This window comes from Nocardioides taihuensis (assembly GCF_042657275.1).
Classification (GTDB): Bacteria; Actinomycetota; Actinomycetes; order Propionibacteriales; family Nocardioidaceae; genus Nocardioides; species Nocardioides taihuensis.
In genome coordinates, this window is the sequence record NZ_JBHSKD010000009.1 from 101,460 (window position 1) to 118,435 (window position 16,976).

Consider the following 16,976-nt stretch of genomic DNA (forward strand, 5'->3'; position numbering starts at 1 on the left):
CTGTCCACAGGCTGCTCGTCGACAGCGACGCCGGCGCGGCCCGGGCGGGCAGGGTGCCGCCATGGAACCGAGCAACGACGATGTCCCCATCCGGGGCGAGGTGCGCACCAAGGGCCACCGCCGCGTGGCGCACGGCCTGTTCGTCGAGAAGCGAGACGGTCTGTCGGACGCGGACGAGCTGCTCCGCGACCTCCGCGCGTGGCTCTTGGTCCTGCCCCCGACGGCCGTGTTCACCCACCTGACCGCCGTCCTCCTGTACGGCTGGGACCTGCCCAACCTCCCGGAGCAGCTCCCGGTCTGGGCTGCCGTGCAGGGGGACGGCCCCCGACCGCGCCGCCCCGGCCTGATCTGCTCCCGCCTCAAGCGCGCCACCGAGAAGGTGGTGTGCCAGGGTCTGCCTGTCGACCGACCCGAGGAGGTGCTGCTCCGGTGCGCCCGCGACCTCGGTCACCTCGACCTCGCGATCATCATCGAGTCCGCCCTGCGCAGCGGTGACCTCGATCGCGACAGGATGGAGGCACTCCTGGCCACCCGACGGCCAGGGGTCGCCGCCCTGCGTGAGGCCTACCGTGCGGCCACGGGTCGCCCCGAGTCCGCCGGCGAGGTGGTGCTGGTGAAGTTCCACGAGGTCATGGACGTGCCGGTCGAGTGCCAGGTCGACTGCTTCGAGGACGACGGAACGCTGATCGGCCGCGCCGACCTCCTCGTCGTCGGCACCCGTCAGGTGCACGAGTACGACGGGGCCGGGCACCGCGACGCCGCGCAGCACCGCAAGGACCTGCGACGCGACCGGCGCTGGGCGTCCTCGGCGTACGTCCGCCGGGGCTACACGCTGGACGACCTGCTCAACCACGCCGGCACCGTGATGCACGAGCTGGACCGGCTGCTGGGCCGCCCCCACGACCCCGAGCGGCTGCGGCGGTGGCGTCGCCTGGTCTCGGCGTCGCTGTACTCGGAGGAGGGGCGCGCCCGGGTGATGAACCGGTGGCGCCGCGAGATGGGCGTCGTGGACTGGGCCCGCACCGCCTGACCGACCCGGACAGGCCGTCTCGGCGAAGTCCCCGCGACCTGAGGGTCCGCCGCTAGGCTGGCTGACGTGGACAGGCGCATCTTCGGGATCGAGAACGAGTACGGCGTCACGTGCACGTTCCGCGGTCAGCGACGCCTGAGCCCCGACGAGGTGGCCCGCTACCTGTTCCGCAAGGTCGTCAGCTGGGGTCGCAGCAGCAACGTCTTCCTGCGCAACGGCGCGCGGCTGTATCTCGACGTCGGCAGCCACCCCGAGTACGCCACCCCCGAGTGCGACTCGATCACCGAGCTCGTCGCGCACGACAAGGCGGGAGAGCGGGTCCTCGAAGGCCTGCTGCTCGACGCCGAGCAGCGCCTCCACGACGAGGGCATCGCCGGTGAGATCTACCTGTTCAAGAACAACACCGATTCCGCCGGCAACTCCTACGGCTGTCACGAGAACTACCTGGTGAGCCGTGCGGGCGAGTTCACCCGCCTGGCCGACGTCCTCATCCCGTTCCTGGTGACCCGGCAGATCGTGGTGGGTGCCGGCAAGGTGACCCAGACACCGCGCGGCGCCAGCTACAGCGTGAGCCAGCGCGCCGAGCACATCTGGGAGGGCGTCTCCAGCGCCACCACCCGCAGCCGGCCGATCATCAACACCCGCGACGAGCCGCACGCCGACGCCGAGAAGTACCGCCGCCTGCACGTGATCGTCGGCGACTCGAACATGAGCGAGACGACCACGCTGCTCAAGGTGGCCAGCTGCGACCTCGTCCTGCGGATGATCGAGGAGGGCGTGGTGATGCGCGACCTCACGATGGAGAACCCGATCCGGGCCATCCGCGAGATCTCCCACGACGTCACCGGTCGTCGCAAGGTCCGGCTCGCCAACGGACGCGAGGCGAGCGCCCTGGAGATCCAGGGGGAGTACCTCGCCAAGGCCCGCGACTTCGTCGACCGGCGCGGGTTGGCGACGCCGACGATCGAGCAGGCGCTGGACCTGTGGGAGCGCGGCTTGAAGGCGGTCGAGTCCGACGACCTCGGCCTGGTCGACCGCGAGATCGACTGGGTGATCAAGTGGAAGCTCATCGAGCGCTACCGGGCAAAGCACGGCCTCCCGCTCGGCCACCCCCGGATCGCACAGCTCGATCTCGCCTACCACGACATCCACCGTGGCCGCGGTCTCTACTACCTCCTGGAGAAGCGGGGGGCGGTGGCACGGGTGACCACCGACCTGCAGGTCTTCCAGGCCAAGTCGGTGCCACCGCAGACCACCCGCGCACGGCTGCGGGGCGAGTTCATCCGTCGCGCCCAGGAACGTCGACGTGACTTCACCGTCGACTGGGTCCACCTCAAGCTCAACGACCAGGCTCAGCGCACGGTGCTGTGCAAGGACCCGTTCCGCGCCCACGACGAGCGGGTGCAGCGACTCATCGATGGCATGTAGCCGACGAGACCGGCGGTTGGTGACCAAACCGCGCTGGCAAGGGGCCTCGGCGCGTGGTTGGTGACCAAACGGCCCGCCGTACGGGGGGAGCCGGAACCTCTCAGGTGTCCCGGATAGGGTGAGCGCGCCGCCGGACCTGTGCCCGGTCGCCCCGCTCCACGACCGAAGAACGACGACCGATCCTGAAGGTGAACCCTGTGTCCCGACGCACCCGTCGCGTGCTGCCGCTGCTCCTGACCGCCGTCCTCGCCTTGGGTCTGTCCGGGTGCGGCAACGACGACGCTGCCTCGGACTCCGACAGCTCCTCCGGCGGCGGTCTGGACTCCGTGACCATCGGCGGTGACTTCGGCAAGGCCCCCGAGATCACGTGGGACGGTCAGATGGAGGCCGACGAGGTCACCGCGAAGGTGATCAGCGAGGGCGACGGTGAGGAGGTCGCCGAGGGTGACGCGGTCCTGACCAACATCTGGGTCGGCAACGGCTACACCCAGGAGCAGGCGTTCAGCACCTACGACGAAGGCGGCAAGCCCCAGATCATCACCGTGACCCCGCAGGGTGCCAGCGAGGTCTTCATCAAGGGGCTCGAGGGCCAGAAGATCGGCTCGCGGATCGCCGTCGCCGCCTCCGCCGAGGTAGCGTTCGGTCCCCAGGGCAACCCGAACATCGGCGTCGCCAACAAGGACACCGTGCTCTTCGTCCTCGACCTCATGGAGAAGGTGCCGACCGAGCCCGAGGGCAAGGCGCAGCCGGCGCCGTCGTGGGCGCCCAAGGTCGAGGAGACCGACGGCGACGTCACGGGCCTCGACATGAGCTCGGCGCCCAAGCCCGACGGTGAGCTCAAGTCGGCCGTCCTCATCGAGGGCACCGGCCCGAAGGTCGAGAAGGGCCAGACCATCACGGTCAACTACCTCGGCCAGACCTACACCGGCGACAAGCCGTTCGACGAGTCCTACACGTCCAGCCCGGCGTCGTTCGCCATCGGCGTGGGCCAGGTCGTCCCCGGCTGGGACAAGACGCTGGTGGGCCAGCGGGTCGGCAGCCGGGTGATCCTCGCGATCCCGCCGGAGGAGGGCTACGGCAAGCAGGGCCAGCCGGATGCGGGCATCTCCGGTACCGACACGCTGTACTTCGTGGTCGACATCCTCGGGGCCTCCTGAGGACTGGGCCAGACTGGGCCCGAGACCCCGGCCCGCAGGTGTGGGGCCGGCCCGGACGAGTCACGGAGGACGCGTGGTAGCAGAGAAGAGCGAGCGACTGCTCAACCTGCTCATCATGCTGCTCGTGCAGCGGCACTTCGTGTCCAAGGAGCGGATCCGCGCGATCCTCTACCCCGGGTCCGGTGACGAGGCGTTCGAGAAGATGTTCGAGCGCGACAAGGAGGACCTCCGCGCGATCGGCGTGCCCATCGAGGTGGGCCAGATGGACGCCTACTTCGACGACGAGCCCGGCTACCGGGTGCGCCCCGACGTGCTCCAGATCCCCCGCATCGAGCTCGAGGCCGACGAGGCCGCCGTCGTCGCGTTGGCCACCAAGGTGTGGGAGCACGCGCGGCTGGCCCAGGCCACGACCGAGGCGGTGCGCAAGCTGACCGCGTACGGCCTCCCGGTCGACGTCTCCGCGCTCGATGTGGTCGAACCCCGTCTGGGTGCGGACGAGCCGTCCTTCGACCTGTTCTGGGAGGCGACGCAAGAACGCCAGCCGGTCGAGTTCGAGTACCAGCGGCGCGACCAGCCCCACCCCACGACCCGGCACCTCCAGCCGTGGGGCGTCGTGCGTTACTCCGGGCGCTGGTACGCCGTCGGCCACGACACCGACCGCGACGAGGAGCGGGTGTTCCGCCTGTCGCGGGTCGTGGGGGAGGCGCGGAAGGTCGGACAGCCCGGGGCGTACGACGTGCCGGCAGGCGTCGACATCCACGAGATGGCCAAGCGGCTCGCCCCGCCGCGCACGAGCCAGGCGGTCACGCTCCTGGTGCGCGAGGGGACCGGGCATGCCCTGCGCCGTGGCGGCCTCGTGCTGGCGACCGACGTGCCCGGGCCCGACACTGCGACGCGCTGGGACCGCGTCACGCTCGAGCGCGGCGGGCTCGACGTGATCGGCGAGCTGCTGTCGTACGGACCGGACGTCTATGTCGAGGCTCCGGCCGAGCTGCGCGCGGGGGTCGTCGAGCGGTTGCGCGCCCTGGCGGAGTCGTCGGGAATTGCGGTTGGTGACCAAACCGCGAGCCGCGGAGGCGAGCGGTGACGAGCCCCGGCGGAGCCAAGGAGCAGGTCGGGCGCCTGCTGCGCCTGGTGCCGTACCTCTACGCACGCGGCTCGGTGACCGTCGACGAGGCGGCCACTGACCTCGGCGTCACCCCGGGGGTGCTGGTCTCCGACCTCAAGGTGCTGTTCATGTGCGGCCTGCCGGGCGGCTACCCCGACGACCTCATCGACGTCGACCTCGACGCCATCGAGGGCCCGGAGGCCGAGGGCGTGATCCGGGTGTCCAACGCCGACTACCTCGCCCGACCCCTGCAGCTCTCGCCCACCGAGGCGACCGCGGTCATCGTGGCGCTGCGGGCACTGCGCTCGGGTGCCGGCGACGCCACCCGCGAGATCGTCGACCGGACCCTGGCCAAGCTCGAGGCCGCCGTGCAGGGGGAGTTCGACCCGCTCGTGGACCCCGGCACCGACCGGGTGGGCCGCGACGAGCAGCGCTTCCGGGCCGACCTCGACCTCGCGACGGCGCAGCGGCGCCAGGTGCGGCTGACCTACTACGTCCCCGCACGCGACCAGGAGTCCGAGCGGGTGGTCGACCCGCGCGGGGTCGTGACCGCCCACGGGTTCGCCTACCTCGACGCCTGGTGCCACAGCGCCGAGGCACCGCGGCTGTTCCGCCTGGACCGGATCGTGGAGGCGGAGGTGCTCGATGAGCCGGTCAGCACGCCCGTGGAGCCGCCCCGCGACCTCGCAGACGGCATCTTCTCGCGCTCCGAGGACACCACCCTGGCCACGGTGCGGCTCGCGCCGCAGGCGCGCTGGGTGGTCGAGTACTACCCGGCCGAGGACGTCCGCGAACTCGGCGGGGGAGCCCTCGAGGTCGACCTGCGGGTCGCGGACAAGCGGTGGCTGCGGCGCCTGCTGCTCCGGCTCGCACCGCACGCCCGGGTGGTCTCCCCGGTCGACCTGCAGGAGGCCGTGGCGGCCTCCGCGGTCGACACCCTCCGCCTGTACGACACCGGCGCGTACCATGGCACAGACGACCGCAACGAGTGAGGATCTGCGATGTACTCCCTGATTGGCATGCCGCAGGGCGCCGAGTGGCTGGTGATCCTGGCGATCGTGGTGCTCGTGTTCGGTGCGGCGAAGCTGCCCGACCTCGCCCGCGGGACCGGGCAGGCGCTCCGGATCTTCAAGGCCGAGACCAAGGGCCTCAAGGACGACGACGACACCACCACGCCCGACGTGGCCGCCCCACCGGCCGAGCTGCCGCCGGTCTCCACGACCGACGATTCCGCGACGGTGCAGGACCGGCGGAACGACACCACCAACGGCTGACGGGCGCCGTGCACCCACAGCAGGCCGGGTAACCGGCCGTGGCGCTCTCCGGTCTCGTCCGGCTCTTCGTCGGCGCGCCGGTCCACCCCGTCGGCGACGACGGGAGGATGGCTCTCTCCGACCACCTGCGCGAGCTGCGCGCCCGCATTCTCCGGGTGGCGGTGGTGATGCTCGTGGCGCTCGTCGTCGCGCTGTTCTTCTTCGAGCCGCTCTTCGACTTCGTGTACGGGCCGTACCTGCAGGCGCAGGAAGCCCTGCCGAAGGGCAGCAGCATCGCGACCACCCAGGGCGCCGGCGGCGGCCTGATGCTCTACCTCAAGCTCTGCGGGTTCGCGGCGCTGATCGGCACCAGCCCGTACTGGCTCTACCAGATCTGGGCGTTCATCCTCCCCGGCCTGCACGCGCAGGAGCGGAAGTGGTCCTACGTCTTCCTCGGCGCGGCCGCGCCGCTGTTCCTGGCCGGCATCGCGCTGGCCTACCTGACACTGCCCAAGGGCCTCGAGGTGCTGATCGGCCTGAACCCCGATGGCATCACCAACCTGGTGGAGTTCACCGAGTACCTGCAGTTCTTCACCCGCACCATGCTCGTGTTCGGGATCGCCTTCGAGATCCCGGTCTTCGTGGTGCTGCTCAACCTCGCCGGCGTGCTGCCCGGCAAGACCCTGGGCGAGTACCGGCCCTGGATCATCGTCGGCATCTTCGTCTTCGCCGCCGTGGCCACCCCCTCGACCGACCCCTTCACCATGACCTTCATGGCGGTGCCGATGGTGCTGCTGTTCTTCATCTCGGAGGCGATCGCCCGGTTCAACGACCGGCGTCGCGCTCGCAACCGCCGGTACGCCGGCCTGTCCCCGGACGAGGCGTCGCCCCTGTGATCACCCCGTGACCCTGCCCATCCCCGCCTTCGACGACGTCGACCCCTTCGACCTCCCCGCCTGGCTGGGCGAGCTCGACGTCACGTGGGCCGCCGAGGGCGGCCTGCGCGACCAGCACCGCGTCCCCGGCACGCTGTCCTCACCGGGCCAGGACGACGTCCCGTGCGACCTGTACGCCGTGGACGAGGCCTACCCCCGCCCGGTGGCGCCCGAGGACATCCGGACCCGCGCCCACCAGGCGTGGCGGCACGGGCAGGTGCTGCTCGTGGCGGTCGACGGACGGCTCACCCTGGCGGTCCCCGGTACCGGGTTCGACGCCGACCGGGTGCTCGACACGCTGGGGCGCCTCACCAAGGCCGTCGGCGCCTCCGCGGACCATGTCGCCGTACGCCTCCGGATCGGCGTCGAGCGTCCGCGCTGGCAGGGTTCCGACCGCTGAGCGGCGCCGTGCCCTAGGGTCGCTGCGTGTCCGCGAGTCCGCGCGAGATCGCGCTCCTCACCAATCCCACCGCCGGCAAGGGACGCGGCGCCCGCGCGCGCGACCTCGCCCTGCCGCGGCTGCGCGAGGCGGGCTTCGTCGTGCGCAACCTGGCCGGTCGCGACGCCGACGAGGCGCTCGACCTGGCCCACCAGTGCGTCGCCGACGGGGTCGAGTCGCTGGTGGTCTGCGGCGGTGACGGCATGGTCCACCTCGCGGTCCAGGCGGTCGCCGGGACCGGCACCCACCTGGGGATGATCCCCGCCGGCACCGGCAACGACGTCGCACGCTACTTCGACATCCCGCGCAAGGACCCGCTGGCGGCCGCCGACCGGGTGATCGCCTCCACCCCGCGGACGATCGACCTCGCCCGCTGCGGTACGAAGTACTTCGTGACGGTCCTGGCGGCCGGCTTCGACGCGGTCGTCAACGAGCGGGCCAACCGGATGACCTGGCCGCGCGGGCAGATGCGCTACAACCTGGCCACCCTCGCCGAGCTGCGGGTCTTCGAGCCGCTGCCCTACACCCTCGCGCTCGACGGGGCCATCCGCCGCCTCGACGCGATGCTGGTCGCGGTCGGCAACGGGCCGTCGTTCGGCGGCGGCCTGCGGATCACCGAGGGCGCCTTGCTCGACGACGGCATGCTGGACGTCGTGATCATCAAGCCGATGAGCAAGACCGAGCTGATCCGCACCTACCCCAAGCTGTTCAAGGGCACCCACGTCACGCACCCGCAGTACGAGCACCACCGCGTGCGTTCGGTGACGGTCGCGGCGCCGGGCATCACGTCGTACGCCGACGGCGAGCGGTTCGGGGCCCTGCCCCTGACCATCGAGTGCGCCCCGGGAGCCCTGAGCGTCCTTGTCTGACACCCACCCCACGCCCCAGCCCACGCCCCAGCCCGTCCCTCAACCCGGGCCCGAGGCCGCACCTGAGGCTGCGACCCCGGCCGAGCGGTACGCCGCCTACCGCGGCCACCGCGGCCACCCGGTGTTCAAGGACTTCGTCGCGCACTTCCCGTTCGCGCTCGACGACTTCCAGGCCCGCGCCTGCCGCGAGATCGAGGAGGGCCGCGGCGTCCTGGTCGCCGCTCCCACCGGCTCGGGCAAGACGGTGGTGGGCGAGTTCGCGGTCCACCTCGCGCTCGAGACCGGCCGCAAGTGCTTCTACACCACACCGATCAAGGCGTTGTCCAACCAGAAGTACGCCGACCTGGTGGCGCGCTACGGCGAGGACCGCGTCGGGCTGCTCACCGGCGACGTCAGTGTGAACGGGGAGGCGCCGGTCGTGGTGATGACGACCGAGGTGCTGCGCAACATGCTGTACGCCGGGTCGCGCACGCTCCTGGGGCTCGGGTTCGTGGTGATGGACGAGGTGCACTACCTCGCCGACCGCGACCGCGGGGCCGTGTGGGAGGAGATCATCATCCACCTGCCGGAGTCGGTCTCGCTGGTCTCGCTGTCGGCGACGGTGAGCAACGCCGAGGAGTTCGGCGAGTGGCTGGAGACCGTGCGGGGCGAGACGACGACGATCGTCGAGGAGCGGCGCCCGGTCCCGCTGTTCCAGCACGTGATGGTGGGCCGTCGGCTGCTCGACCTCTTCGCCGACACCGACATCGACGCCTCGTCCGGGTTCGCCGGCGAGGGCGCGACGGTCAACCCCGAGCTGGTGCGGATCGCGCGCGACGACTGGGCCAGCAGCCGGCTGATGCGCGACCGGCGCTCGCCACGCAAGGGCAAGCCGGGCTCGTCGAAGAACCCGCGCGCCGTCGGGAACGGGCGGCGTGTCTGGATCCCGAGCCGGGTCGACGTGATCGAGAAGCTCGACCGGCAGGGACTTCTGCCCGCGATCGTGTTCATCTTCAGCCGCGTCGGCTGCGACGCGGCCGTGCAGCAGTGCCTCGACGCGAACGTGCGGCTGACCTCCCCCGAGGAGCGCGACACGATCTTCGCCTTCGTCGAGGACGCCTGCCGGCACCTGCCCGACGAGGACCGGCACGTGCTCGGCTACCACGACTTCCTCGACGGGCTGACCCGCGGCGTGGCCGCCCACCACGCGGGGCTGCTGCCGGCGTTCAAGCAGTGCGTCGAGCAGCTGTTCGTGCGCGGGCTGTGCAAGGTCGTGTTCGCGACCGAGACGCTCGCGCTGGGCATCAACATGCCGGCCCGCACCGTGGTGATCGAGAAGCTCACCAAGTGGAACGGCGAGACCCACGCCGACATCACGCCGGGGGAGTACACCCAGCTCACCGGTCGCGCCGGCCGCCGGGGCCTCGACGTCGAGGGCCACGGCGTCGTCCTCTGGCAGCCCGGCACCGACCCGCGCGAGGTGGCCGGGCTGGCCTCGACCCGCACCTACCCGCTGCGGTCGTCGTTCCGCCCGTCGTACAACATGGCCGTCAACCTGGTCCACGACTTCGGCCGGGCGACCGCGCGCGAGCTGCTCGAGCAGTCCTTCGCCCAGTTCCAGGCCGACAAGGCGGTCGTGGGGCTGGCGCGGCAGCTGCACAAGAGCGAGGAGGCGCTGGCGGGGTACGCCGACGCGGCGACCTGCCACCTCGGAGACTTCATGGAGTACGCGCGCCTGCGCCGCCGGATCTCCGACCTGGAGAAGGACGCCGCGCGCGCTCGGCGGGCCGACCGTCGTCAGGAGGTGGTCGCGTCCCTGGCCGCGCTGAGGCCCGGGGACGTGATCGAGGTGCCGACCGGGAAGTTCGCGGGGTACGCCGTGGTGGTCGACCCTGGGCTCTCGCGCGACGAGCCGCGCCCGTACGTCGTGACGGCGGACCGCCAGGCCCGCCGGCTGGCGATGATCGACTTCCCGACGCCGGTGACGGCGCTGACCCGGCTCAAGGTGCCGCGCTCGTTCAACGGTCGCAACCCGCAGATGCGGCGCGATCTGGCCTCGGCGCTGCGGGACCGGACCCACGGGCTGGCGCCGCCGCCCCCGACGTCCGGTGAGGAGCGGCGATCACGGGGGCGGGGCGGGACCAGCGCCGGCGAGGCCGTCGACCGGCTGCGCGCCGACCTCAGGGCGCACCCGTGCCACCAGTGCCCCGAGCGCGAGGACCACGCCCGCTGGGCGGAGCGGTGGTTCAAGCTCGAGCGCGACGCCGCGACGCTCAAGCGACGGGTCGAGCAGCGCACCAACACCATCGCCCGGCAGTTCGACCGGGTCTGCGAGGTGCTGACGCGCCTGGAGTACCTCGACGGCGACAAGGTCACCGAGCGGGGTAGCCACCTGCGCCGGATCTACTCCGACGTCGACCTGCTGGCGGCCGAGTCGCTGCGTCAGGGCCTCTGGGACGACCTCGACGCCTCCGGCCTGGCGGCGGTGCTGTCGATCCTGGTCTTCGAGGCGCGGCGTCCCGACGACGCGCACTCGCCGCGACTGCCCGGCGGTCCCGTCAAGGAGGCGATCGCGGCGATGGTGCGGCTGTGGGGCGACCTCGACGCCCTGGAGAAGGAGCACCACCTCGACTTCCTGCGCGAGCCCGACCTCGGCTTCGCCTGGGCGGCGTACCGCTGGGCCGAGGGCGACGACCTCGACACCGTCCTCAACGTCACCGACCTCGCGGCCGGGGACTTCGTGCGCTGGACCAAGCAGCTGCTCGACCTGACCGGCCAGGTCGCCGACGCGGCCGGCCCCGGTCCGCTTCGCGAGACCGCGCGTGAGGCCGTACGGCGCCTGAAGCGGGGCGTCGTGGCGTACTCCGGCCTGGCGGAGTGAGGGAGCCGGAGAATTGCGGTTGGTGACCAAACCGCAGGACCGGGCGCAGGCACCCTGCGGTTGGTGACCAAACGGCAGCGACCGGAGCCGCCCCGACGAGCGGCGACCCGGGCTCAGGCGGTGCCGGCCGCCTGGCGGACGGCGAGCACGACGGGGACGTCGCCGGTGACGAGGTCCCACTGGTGGCCGGCGGAGGTGGGGTCGTCGAGGACGGCGGCGACGGCCGCGGCGACGTCGGCGCGGGGGATCTCGGCGCGGGCGACGTCGGGCCCGAGCGCCACCCGGCCCGTGCCCGGGTCGTCGGTGAGGCGTCCGGGGCGCAGGATCGTCCAGTCGAGCCCGCTCTCCCGCAGGGCGGCGTCGGCATCGCGCTTGGCCTCGACGTAGGCCCGCCACACGGGGGAGGCGTCGTCGGCGGGCGGGTCGTCGACGCCGATGGCGGAGATCTGCACGAAGCGGGTGATCCCGGCGGCGCGGGCGCCGGCGACCGACTTCAGCGAGCCCTCGAGGTCGACCGTGCGCTTGCGCTCGATGTTGCCGTCCGGCCCGCCTCCGGCGGCGAAGACGACGGCATCGCAGCCATCGAGGGCGGCGGCGACGTCACCCTCGTCGGCGGCCTCGATGTCGAGGAGCCGTACCTCGGCCCCCGCCGACTCGAGGACGGCACGGTGCGTGTCGCTCCGGACCAGTGCCACCGGGACGTGCCCGGCGTCGCGCAGCAACGGGTGCAGGAGACGGGCCACCTGTCCGTGGCCCCCGACGACAGCGACGGTGCTCATCCCACCACCGTACGGGCGGCCCGGTCACGGCTCGCGAGGCGCCGCGAGGGCCTCGCGCAGACGCCCGACCGAGCTCGTCAGCGAGTACCGCTCGGCCAGGGCGTCGAGGGCCTCGTCGTCCCGCGGCGCGGCGGGGAGCGTCAGGTCGGGGGAGCCGAGGTCGAGGTCGCGCACGACCGCGACGACCTGCGGCGCCACGGCGAGGTAGTCGGCCGCCGCCTTGATCTTGCCGCGCGGCCCGGGGCCGAGCTCGGCCTCGGGGTCGTGGGCGGCGGCGACGATGCCCTCCATGTCGCCGAAGCGGTTGAGCAGGGTGGCGGCCGTCTTCTCCCCGACCCCGGCCACCCCGGGGAGGCCGTCGGAGGTGTCGCCGCGCAGCGTGGCGAAGTCGGCGTACTGCCGGGCGTCGATGTCGTACTTCGCCCGCACCCAGTCGTTGGTCACGCGCTCGTGGTTGCCGACACCGCGGGCGATGTAGAGCACCCGCACGTCGGCGTCGTCGTCGACGAGCTGGAAGAGATCGCGGTCACCGGTGACGACGTCGACCGGCATCCCCGCCCCGGTGGCCAGGGTGCCGATCACGTCGTCGGCCTCGTAGCCGTCGGCGCCCACGACGCAGATGCCGGCGGCGGCGAGCACCTCGAGGATGATCGGCACCTGCACCTCGAGGGGGTGGGGCACCTCCTCGACGTCCGGCGCCGGGCCCGGCACCTCGGCCTCGACCCGGTGCGCCTTGTACGACGGGATCAGGTCCACGCGCCACTGCGGGCGCCAGTCGTTGTCCCAGCAGCAGGCGAGGCGGGTGGGGCGGTAGTCGGTCACCAGCCGCGAGATGAAGTCGAGCAACCCGCGCACGGCGTTGACGGGGGTCCCGTCGTCCGCGGTGATCTCGGGGACGCCGTAGAACGCACGGAAGTACATCGAGGCGGTGTCCAGCAGCATCAGGCGCTCGCTCACCCGGCGATCCTGCCAGACGCCCCGCGCCGCGTCGTGCACCCCGAGCGGGGCGTCCGGGCAGTTACCCTGAGCGCGTGACGACGTCCGACGTGGAAGCCACCGACCGCCAGATCCTGTCGCTGCTCGCGGTCGACGGCCGCATGTCCTTCACCGACCTCGGGCGCGCCACGGGCCTGTCCACCTCGGCTGTGCACCAGCGCGTCAAGCGTCTCGAGCAGCGGGGGCTGATCACGGGGTACGGCGCCACGATCAACCACGCGGAGGTCGGCCTGCCGCTCACGGCGTTCATCTCGATCCGCCCGATCGACGCCTCCGAGCCCGACGACTCGCCCGAGCGGCTGCGCGAGATCCCCGAGATCGAGTCGTGCTGGTCGGTGGCGGGGGAGGAGTCCTACATCCTCAAGGTACGGGTCTCCACGCCCATCGACCTCGAGGACCTGCTCGCCCGCATCCGTGCGGCCGCCAACGTCGCCACGCGCACCACGATCGTGCTCTCGACGCCCTACGAGGGGCGCCCGGTCACTCCGCGCTGAGGCGCACGTCGAGCCCGCGCAGCAGCGTCGCCGCCCGGGCCAGCTCGCATCCGGGCACCGTGGGCGGCGACCGGTCGCCCCGCACCGCAGTCGGACCGGACTCCACCCCGCCGTCGACGACCGCCCCGGCGGGTACGCCGAGCGTCGCGTGCCGCTCGGCGACCTGGGCCGGGGAGAGGTGCACGACGCCGTCGACCCGCAGCACCCGCACGCCCAGCAGGCGGGCGACCAGCCGGGTCTCGACGACGACGCCGTCAGTCAGCCGGGCCGCGGCGTCGGGCCTGAGCTCGCGCATCGGCACCTGCACCGGCGAGCCGGTGGGCCAGGGAACCGCCCTCGCCGTACGACTCGAGCTGCTTCGCCGCCTGCTGCGCCGCCTCACGGATCTGCTCATAGCGTTCCTTCCCGGCCCGCGACCCCAGGACGTACCCGACGCCGAGGGCGGCCAGGCTGGTCAGCCTCACGAGCCCTCGACCCGTCGGCGGATCGCGGAGGTGGCGGCACTGGCGACGGTCAGGGCCAGCACCGTCGCCCCGGCCGACAGGCCCGAACGGGCCAGGCTGCGGGGTTCGACGGACGAGACGCGGCGGGACACCTTGTCCCAGGCAGTCTCCTTGCGGAACGGGAACATGTCATCCTCCTCGGTCAGCGGGCGCGGTTGAGCGCGTCGACGAGCTGCTTCTTGGTGGTGGACGAGCCGTGGTCGATGCCCGCCGCGGTCGCGAGCTCGAGCAGCTCGGACTTGGTCAGGTCGCCGAGCTTGCGCTGGTCGCCCCGGATGGCGCGCGTCACCTCGACGGCGCCCTGGCGGGCCCCGTCCCGCAGCTCCTCGGCGCGCGCCACGGCGGCGTCGGCGCCCTCCGCCTCCCGGCGCGCCTCGGCTGCCACCTGGTCGGCCTCGGCCCGGGCGCGCTGCGCCGCCTCCTCCGCGGCCTCGGCCGCCTCGTCGGCCAGCTCGCGGGCGCGGGCTAGGTCCTCGGTCGCCTGCCGGAACTGCTTCTCGGCGTCGGCCTTGGCCTTCTCGGCCTGGCTGCGTGCCTGCTGCTCGCGCTTGGCCGCGGCGTCCTGCTCGCGCTCGAGGACGTGCGCCGCGTCCTGCTCGGCGTCCGACTGCTCGCGGGCCACGAGCTCGTCCGCCCGGCGCCGGGCCTCGGCGACCCGCGCGTCGACCTCCCGCTGCTTCTCCTCGCGCAGCTCCGCCATGCGGCGCTGCTCGCGTTCGCCCACCTCGTCGGCCTGGTCGGCCAACGCCCTCGCGCGCTCGGCCGCCTCGAGCGCCTGCTGCTCGGCCTCCGACGCGCGCTCGGCGGCCAGCCGCGCCTGCTGCAGCCGTGCCTCCACCGAGTCCTGCCCGGGCAGCGCGGCGCGAACGGCCCACCCGGCGTGCTTGACGCCGTTGGTGCCCGGTGCGGCTCCGTTGGTCGCCGGCACTCCGCCCGCGGCCCTCGCGATCAGCCACGAGGCGTTGCGCGGCATCTCCTTCACACCTCGGGCCAGCGAAGCCGCCAGCCGGGTCGATGCGTGCGTGTCCATGTGTGGTGCCCTCCCCAGTGCTCCGGTCCCACGCCCCATCGCGGGCGACGTGCGATGCACGTCACACCAGTGCGTACCCCGCTGGTCCGGCCTCATGTGGCGCACCGCCAGGACCCCGGGGGTGGCTCAGCCCTGCGGCCACATGGCGTCGAGGGCGTACCGGTGGCCGAGCGAGAAGTCGTACTGCACCAGCCGCAGGTCGTCCAGCAGCCCCTGCACGCGCGGGGACAACGAGGCCTCGTCGGCCACCTCGGTGCCGTCGGCGGTCACGAGGTAGCGCCTGGTCACGGCCGGCAGGTGACGGCGCAGCCGCTCGAGCAGCGCGTAGTACGGCGGCACCGGCTCGCCCACGACGTCGTAGAGCAGGGGGAGCAGGTTCCCCGCACTCGTGAGCGGCTGGGGTCGCGCGAGGTTGCCCCGGCTGTCCCAGACGAAGAACGGCGTCTCCCAACGCGTGCGGGCGGGGTCGGAGGGGAGCACGTCGTCGTAGAGACCGGGCAGGTGGTCGCCGTAGAAGAGCACGACCGTCCGCTCGGGGGAGCGCCGCAGCGCACGGAGGAAGTCCGCCAGCGCCGCGTCGGAGTAGCTCAGGCCCCGCAGGTAGGTCCCGACCTCCGCGCGCACGTCCGGGTCGTCGGGTCCGGCGACCGGCACCGGGTCGTCGTACCAGTCAGCCCAGGGCATGTGGTTCTGCATCGTGACCACGTGGGCCAGCAGCGGCTCCGGGCTGGCCGCCTCGCGCGCCAGCACCTCGTCGTACGCCGTGCTGTCGCTGAGGTACGGCGAGCGTTCGAGGCGCGTCTGCTCCGCCATCGTCGTGTCGTGCACGAACTGGTCGAACCCGAAGGCCCGGTAGACCTCCTCGCGCCGGTACATCTGGGTCTGGTACGGGTGGATGGCGATCGTGCGGTGACCGTCCGCCGCGAGGGCTCCGACGGCGGAGGGGAAGGACGGGAGGTCGGGGACGACCATCTGGTACGGCGAGGTGACCTGCGGCTCGAAGTTGCGCAGCGGCAGGCCGGTCAGCACCTCGAACTCCATCGTCGCGGTACCGCCGCCGTACCCCTCGGAGAGCAGCGAACCGGAGGCGGTGGTCGCCATGGTGGCGCGGGTCCGCGCGATCGGGTCCGTGGCCACGCTCATGCCGGAGAGCCGGAGGGGGTCGCTGAAGCTCTCGCCGAGCACGAGCACCACGTTGACGTCGGCCAGCGTCCCGGGGGTCCTGCCCCTGTTGATGCGATCGGCGGCGCGTTGGTAGCGCCGGGCGACCTCCTCCATGGCCTCCGGGCCGTAGCCCGGTGGTGGCTCCATGGCGGTCACGTGCGTGTTGTAGAGGAACCCGGCGACGAAGCCGTTGAACAGGTAGTTCTCCGTCTGCGACCACGACCGCCAGACGACGCCGGAGCGGTCGTACGCGCCGCGCCACGGGTTGCCGGGCTCGTTGAACTGCGTCGCGGGCTGCAGCAGCAGCAGGCAGGAGCCCAGGACCACGCCCCGCGTCAGCACGTGCCGGCGCCACCCCTGCGGGTCGACACGGCGATGCGGACGTGGGTGGCGGCGTGCCAGCACCCGGCCCACCAGGAAGCACACCGCCACGGGGACGACGACCAGGAGCCCGAGCAGGGCCAGCCGGCCGGGGCCGACCATCGAGCCGAGGAAACCGGGCTGGGACAGGAAGCCGACGTCGCTGGGGTACACCGGCTCGCCGCGCAGCACGAGCTTGGTGTGGTTCACCGCCGCGAGCGGGAGGGCCACCGCGAGGACCGTCGCCAGCGCGGCCCAGACGCGGCCGAGGAGGGCGGTGAGGGCGACCAGCACGAGGAGCACCAGCGCGATGCCCACCAGCTGGCCGCCCCAGGTGACGAGCACCGGCCACGCGGGCAGGCCCATGGTCCGGGCGCCCCCGGTCCAGGTCGAGAGGGTCAGCACGAAGTCGCACACGACCGCCCCGGCCAGCAGCGCGCCCGCCGCCGGCAGCACGACCCGTCGCCGCGGCGACGCGGCGACGTCCTGCTGTTCCTCCGGCCGGACCGCCTGCAGCAGTCCGGACCGGCTCCCTCCTGAGCCCCCCACGCGAACCTCCCCCGTCCGGGAG

Annotated in this window: 18 protein-coding genes; 11 read left to right on the plus strand and 7 right to left on the minus strand. The window is 72.6% G+C overall.

The annotated features are described in order from the left end of the window. Positions 1-61 precede the first annotated feature (61 nt). The 10 genes from ACFPGP_RS09995 to ACFPGP_RS10040 all read left to right on the plus strand — a co-directional run bounded on the left by ACFPGP_RS09995 (position 62) and on the right by ACFPGP_RS10040 (position 11,079). Entirely contained in the window at positions 62-1,030 is a 969-nt protein-coding gene (locus ACFPGP_RS09995) for a hypothetical protein (RefSeq protein ID WP_378589706.1), read from the plus strand. A 66-nt stretch (positions 1,031-1,096) separates the two neighbouring features. Next, positions 1,097-2,458 (plus strand): Pup--protein ligase, encoded by a 1,362-nt coding sequence (pafA, locus tag ACFPGP_RS10000; RefSeq protein WP_378589707.1) that lies wholly within the window; start codon positions 1,097-1,099, stop codon positions 2,456-2,458. Between the two features lie 197 nt (positions 2,459-2,655). Beyond that, a complete protein-coding gene (locus ACFPGP_RS10005) occupies positions 2,656-3,615 on the plus strand; it encodes an FKBP-type peptidyl-prolyl cis-trans isomerase (protein WP_378589708.1) in 960 nt (319 codons plus the stop codon). 73 nt (positions 3,616-3,688) lie between these two features. Next, the gene (locus ACFPGP_RS10010; protein WP_378589710.1) at positions 3,689-4,702 is read left to right on the plus strand and encodes a helix-turn-helix transcriptional regulator; all 1,014 of its coding nucleotides are present in this window, start codon (positions 3,689-3,691) and stop codon (positions 4,700-4,702) included. Further along, entirely contained in the window at positions 4,699-5,715 is a 1,017-nt protein-coding gene (locus ACFPGP_RS10015) for a helix-turn-helix transcriptional regulator (RefSeq protein WP_378589712.1), read from the plus strand. Before ACFPGP_RS10010 ends, ACFPGP_RS10015 begins: the two co-directional genes overlap by 4 nt. A 9-nt stretch (positions 5,716-5,724) precedes the next feature. Then, positions 5,725-5,997, plus strand: coding sequence for a twin-arginine translocase TatA/TatE family subunit (tatA, locus tag ACFPGP_RS10020; RefSeq protein ID WP_378589713.1), 273 nt, complete (start codon positions 5,725-5,727; stop codon positions 5,995-5,997). A 38-nt stretch (positions 5,998-6,035) separates the two neighbouring features. Next, positions 6,036-6,872: a twin-arginine translocase subunit TatC gene (gene tatC, locus ACFPGP_RS10025; RefSeq protein WP_378589715.1), complete on the plus strand. Its 837-nt coding sequence runs from the start codon at positions 6,036-6,038 to the stop codon at positions 6,870-6,872. Positions 6,873-6,879: 7 nt separating this feature from the next. Next, positions 6,880-7,311, plus strand: coding sequence for a hypothetical protein (locus tag ACFPGP_RS10030; RefSeq protein ID WP_378589717.1), 432 nt, complete (start codon positions 6,880-6,882; stop codon positions 7,309-7,311). A gap of 26 nt (positions 7,312-7,337) precedes the next feature. Further along, positions 7,338-8,219 carry a diacylglycerol kinase gene (locus ACFPGP_RS10035; protein ID WP_378589719.1) on the plus strand — a complete coding sequence of 294 codons (882 nt, stop codon included), beginning with the start codon at positions 7,338-7,340 and terminating at the stop codon, positions 8,217-8,219. A 121-nt stretch (positions 8,220-8,340) separates the two neighbouring features. Beyond that, positions 8,341-11,079 (plus strand): DEAD/DEAH box helicase, encoded by a 2,739-nt coding sequence (locus ACFPGP_RS10040; protein WP_378590116.1) that lies wholly within the window; start codon positions 8,341-8,343, stop codon positions 11,077-11,079. Positions 11,080-11,192: 113 nt separating this feature from the next. Here the strand turns inward: ACFPGP_RS10040 and ACFPGP_RS10045 are convergent, their stop codons facing one another. Both ACFPGP_RS10045 and ACFPGP_RS10050 read right to left on the minus strand, forming a co-directional pair. Further along, entirely contained in the window at positions 11,193-11,858 is a 666-nt protein-coding gene (locus ACFPGP_RS10045; RefSeq protein ID WP_378589720.1) for an SDR family oxidoreductase, read from the minus strand. A gap of 24 nt (positions 11,859-11,882) precedes the next feature. Next, a complete protein-coding gene (locus tag ACFPGP_RS10050; RefSeq protein ID WP_378590118.1) occupies positions 11,883-12,800 on the minus strand; it encodes a 5'-3' exonuclease in 918 nt (305 codons plus the stop codon). A gap of 89 nt (positions 12,801-12,889) precedes the next feature. Here ACFPGP_RS10050 and ACFPGP_RS10055 point away from each other — a divergent pair, with 89 nt between their 5' ends. After that, positions 12,890-13,348 (plus strand): Lrp/AsnC family transcriptional regulator, encoded by a 459-nt coding sequence (locus tag ACFPGP_RS10055; protein WP_465263258.1) that lies wholly within the window; start codon positions 12,890-12,892, stop codon positions 13,346-13,348. Here ACFPGP_RS10055 and ACFPGP_RS10060 read toward each other — a convergent pair. From ACFPGP_RS10060 to ACFPGP_RS10080, 5 genes are all read right to left on the minus strand, one after another. Beyond that, positions 13,335-13,643, minus strand: coding sequence for a hypothetical protein (locus ACFPGP_RS10060; RefSeq protein WP_378589722.1), 309 nt, complete (start codon positions 13,641-13,643; stop codon positions 13,335-13,337). The two genes, ACFPGP_RS10055 and ACFPGP_RS10060, sit on opposite strands and share 14 nt — an antisense overlap. Then, positions 13,603-13,812: a hypothetical protein gene (locus tag ACFPGP_RS10065; protein WP_378589724.1), complete on the minus strand. Its 210-nt coding sequence runs from the start codon at positions 13,810-13,812 to the stop codon at positions 13,603-13,605. The genes ACFPGP_RS10060 and ACFPGP_RS10065 overlap by 41 nt, the downstream gene beginning before the upstream one ends. Beyond that, positions 13,809-13,979 carry a hypothetical protein gene (locus tag ACFPGP_RS10070; protein ID WP_378589726.1) on the minus strand — a complete coding sequence of 57 codons (171 nt, stop codon included), beginning with the start codon at positions 13,977-13,979 and terminating at the stop codon, positions 13,809-13,811. Before ACFPGP_RS10070 ends, ACFPGP_RS10065 begins: the two co-directional genes overlap by 4 nt. Before the next feature lie 14 nt (positions 13,980-13,993). Continuing rightward, positions 13,994-14,881: a coiled-coil domain-containing protein gene (locus tag ACFPGP_RS10075; protein ID WP_378589727.1), complete on the minus strand. Its 888-nt coding sequence runs from the start codon at positions 14,879-14,881 to the stop codon at positions 13,994-13,996. Between the two features lie 126 nt (positions 14,882-15,007). Then, complete coding sequence (locus tag ACFPGP_RS10080) at positions 15,008-16,954, minus strand: LTA synthase family protein (RefSeq protein WP_378589729.1); 1,947 nt, start codon at positions 16,952-16,954, stop codon at positions 15,008-15,010. Positions 16,955-16,976: the final 22 nt, after the last annotated feature.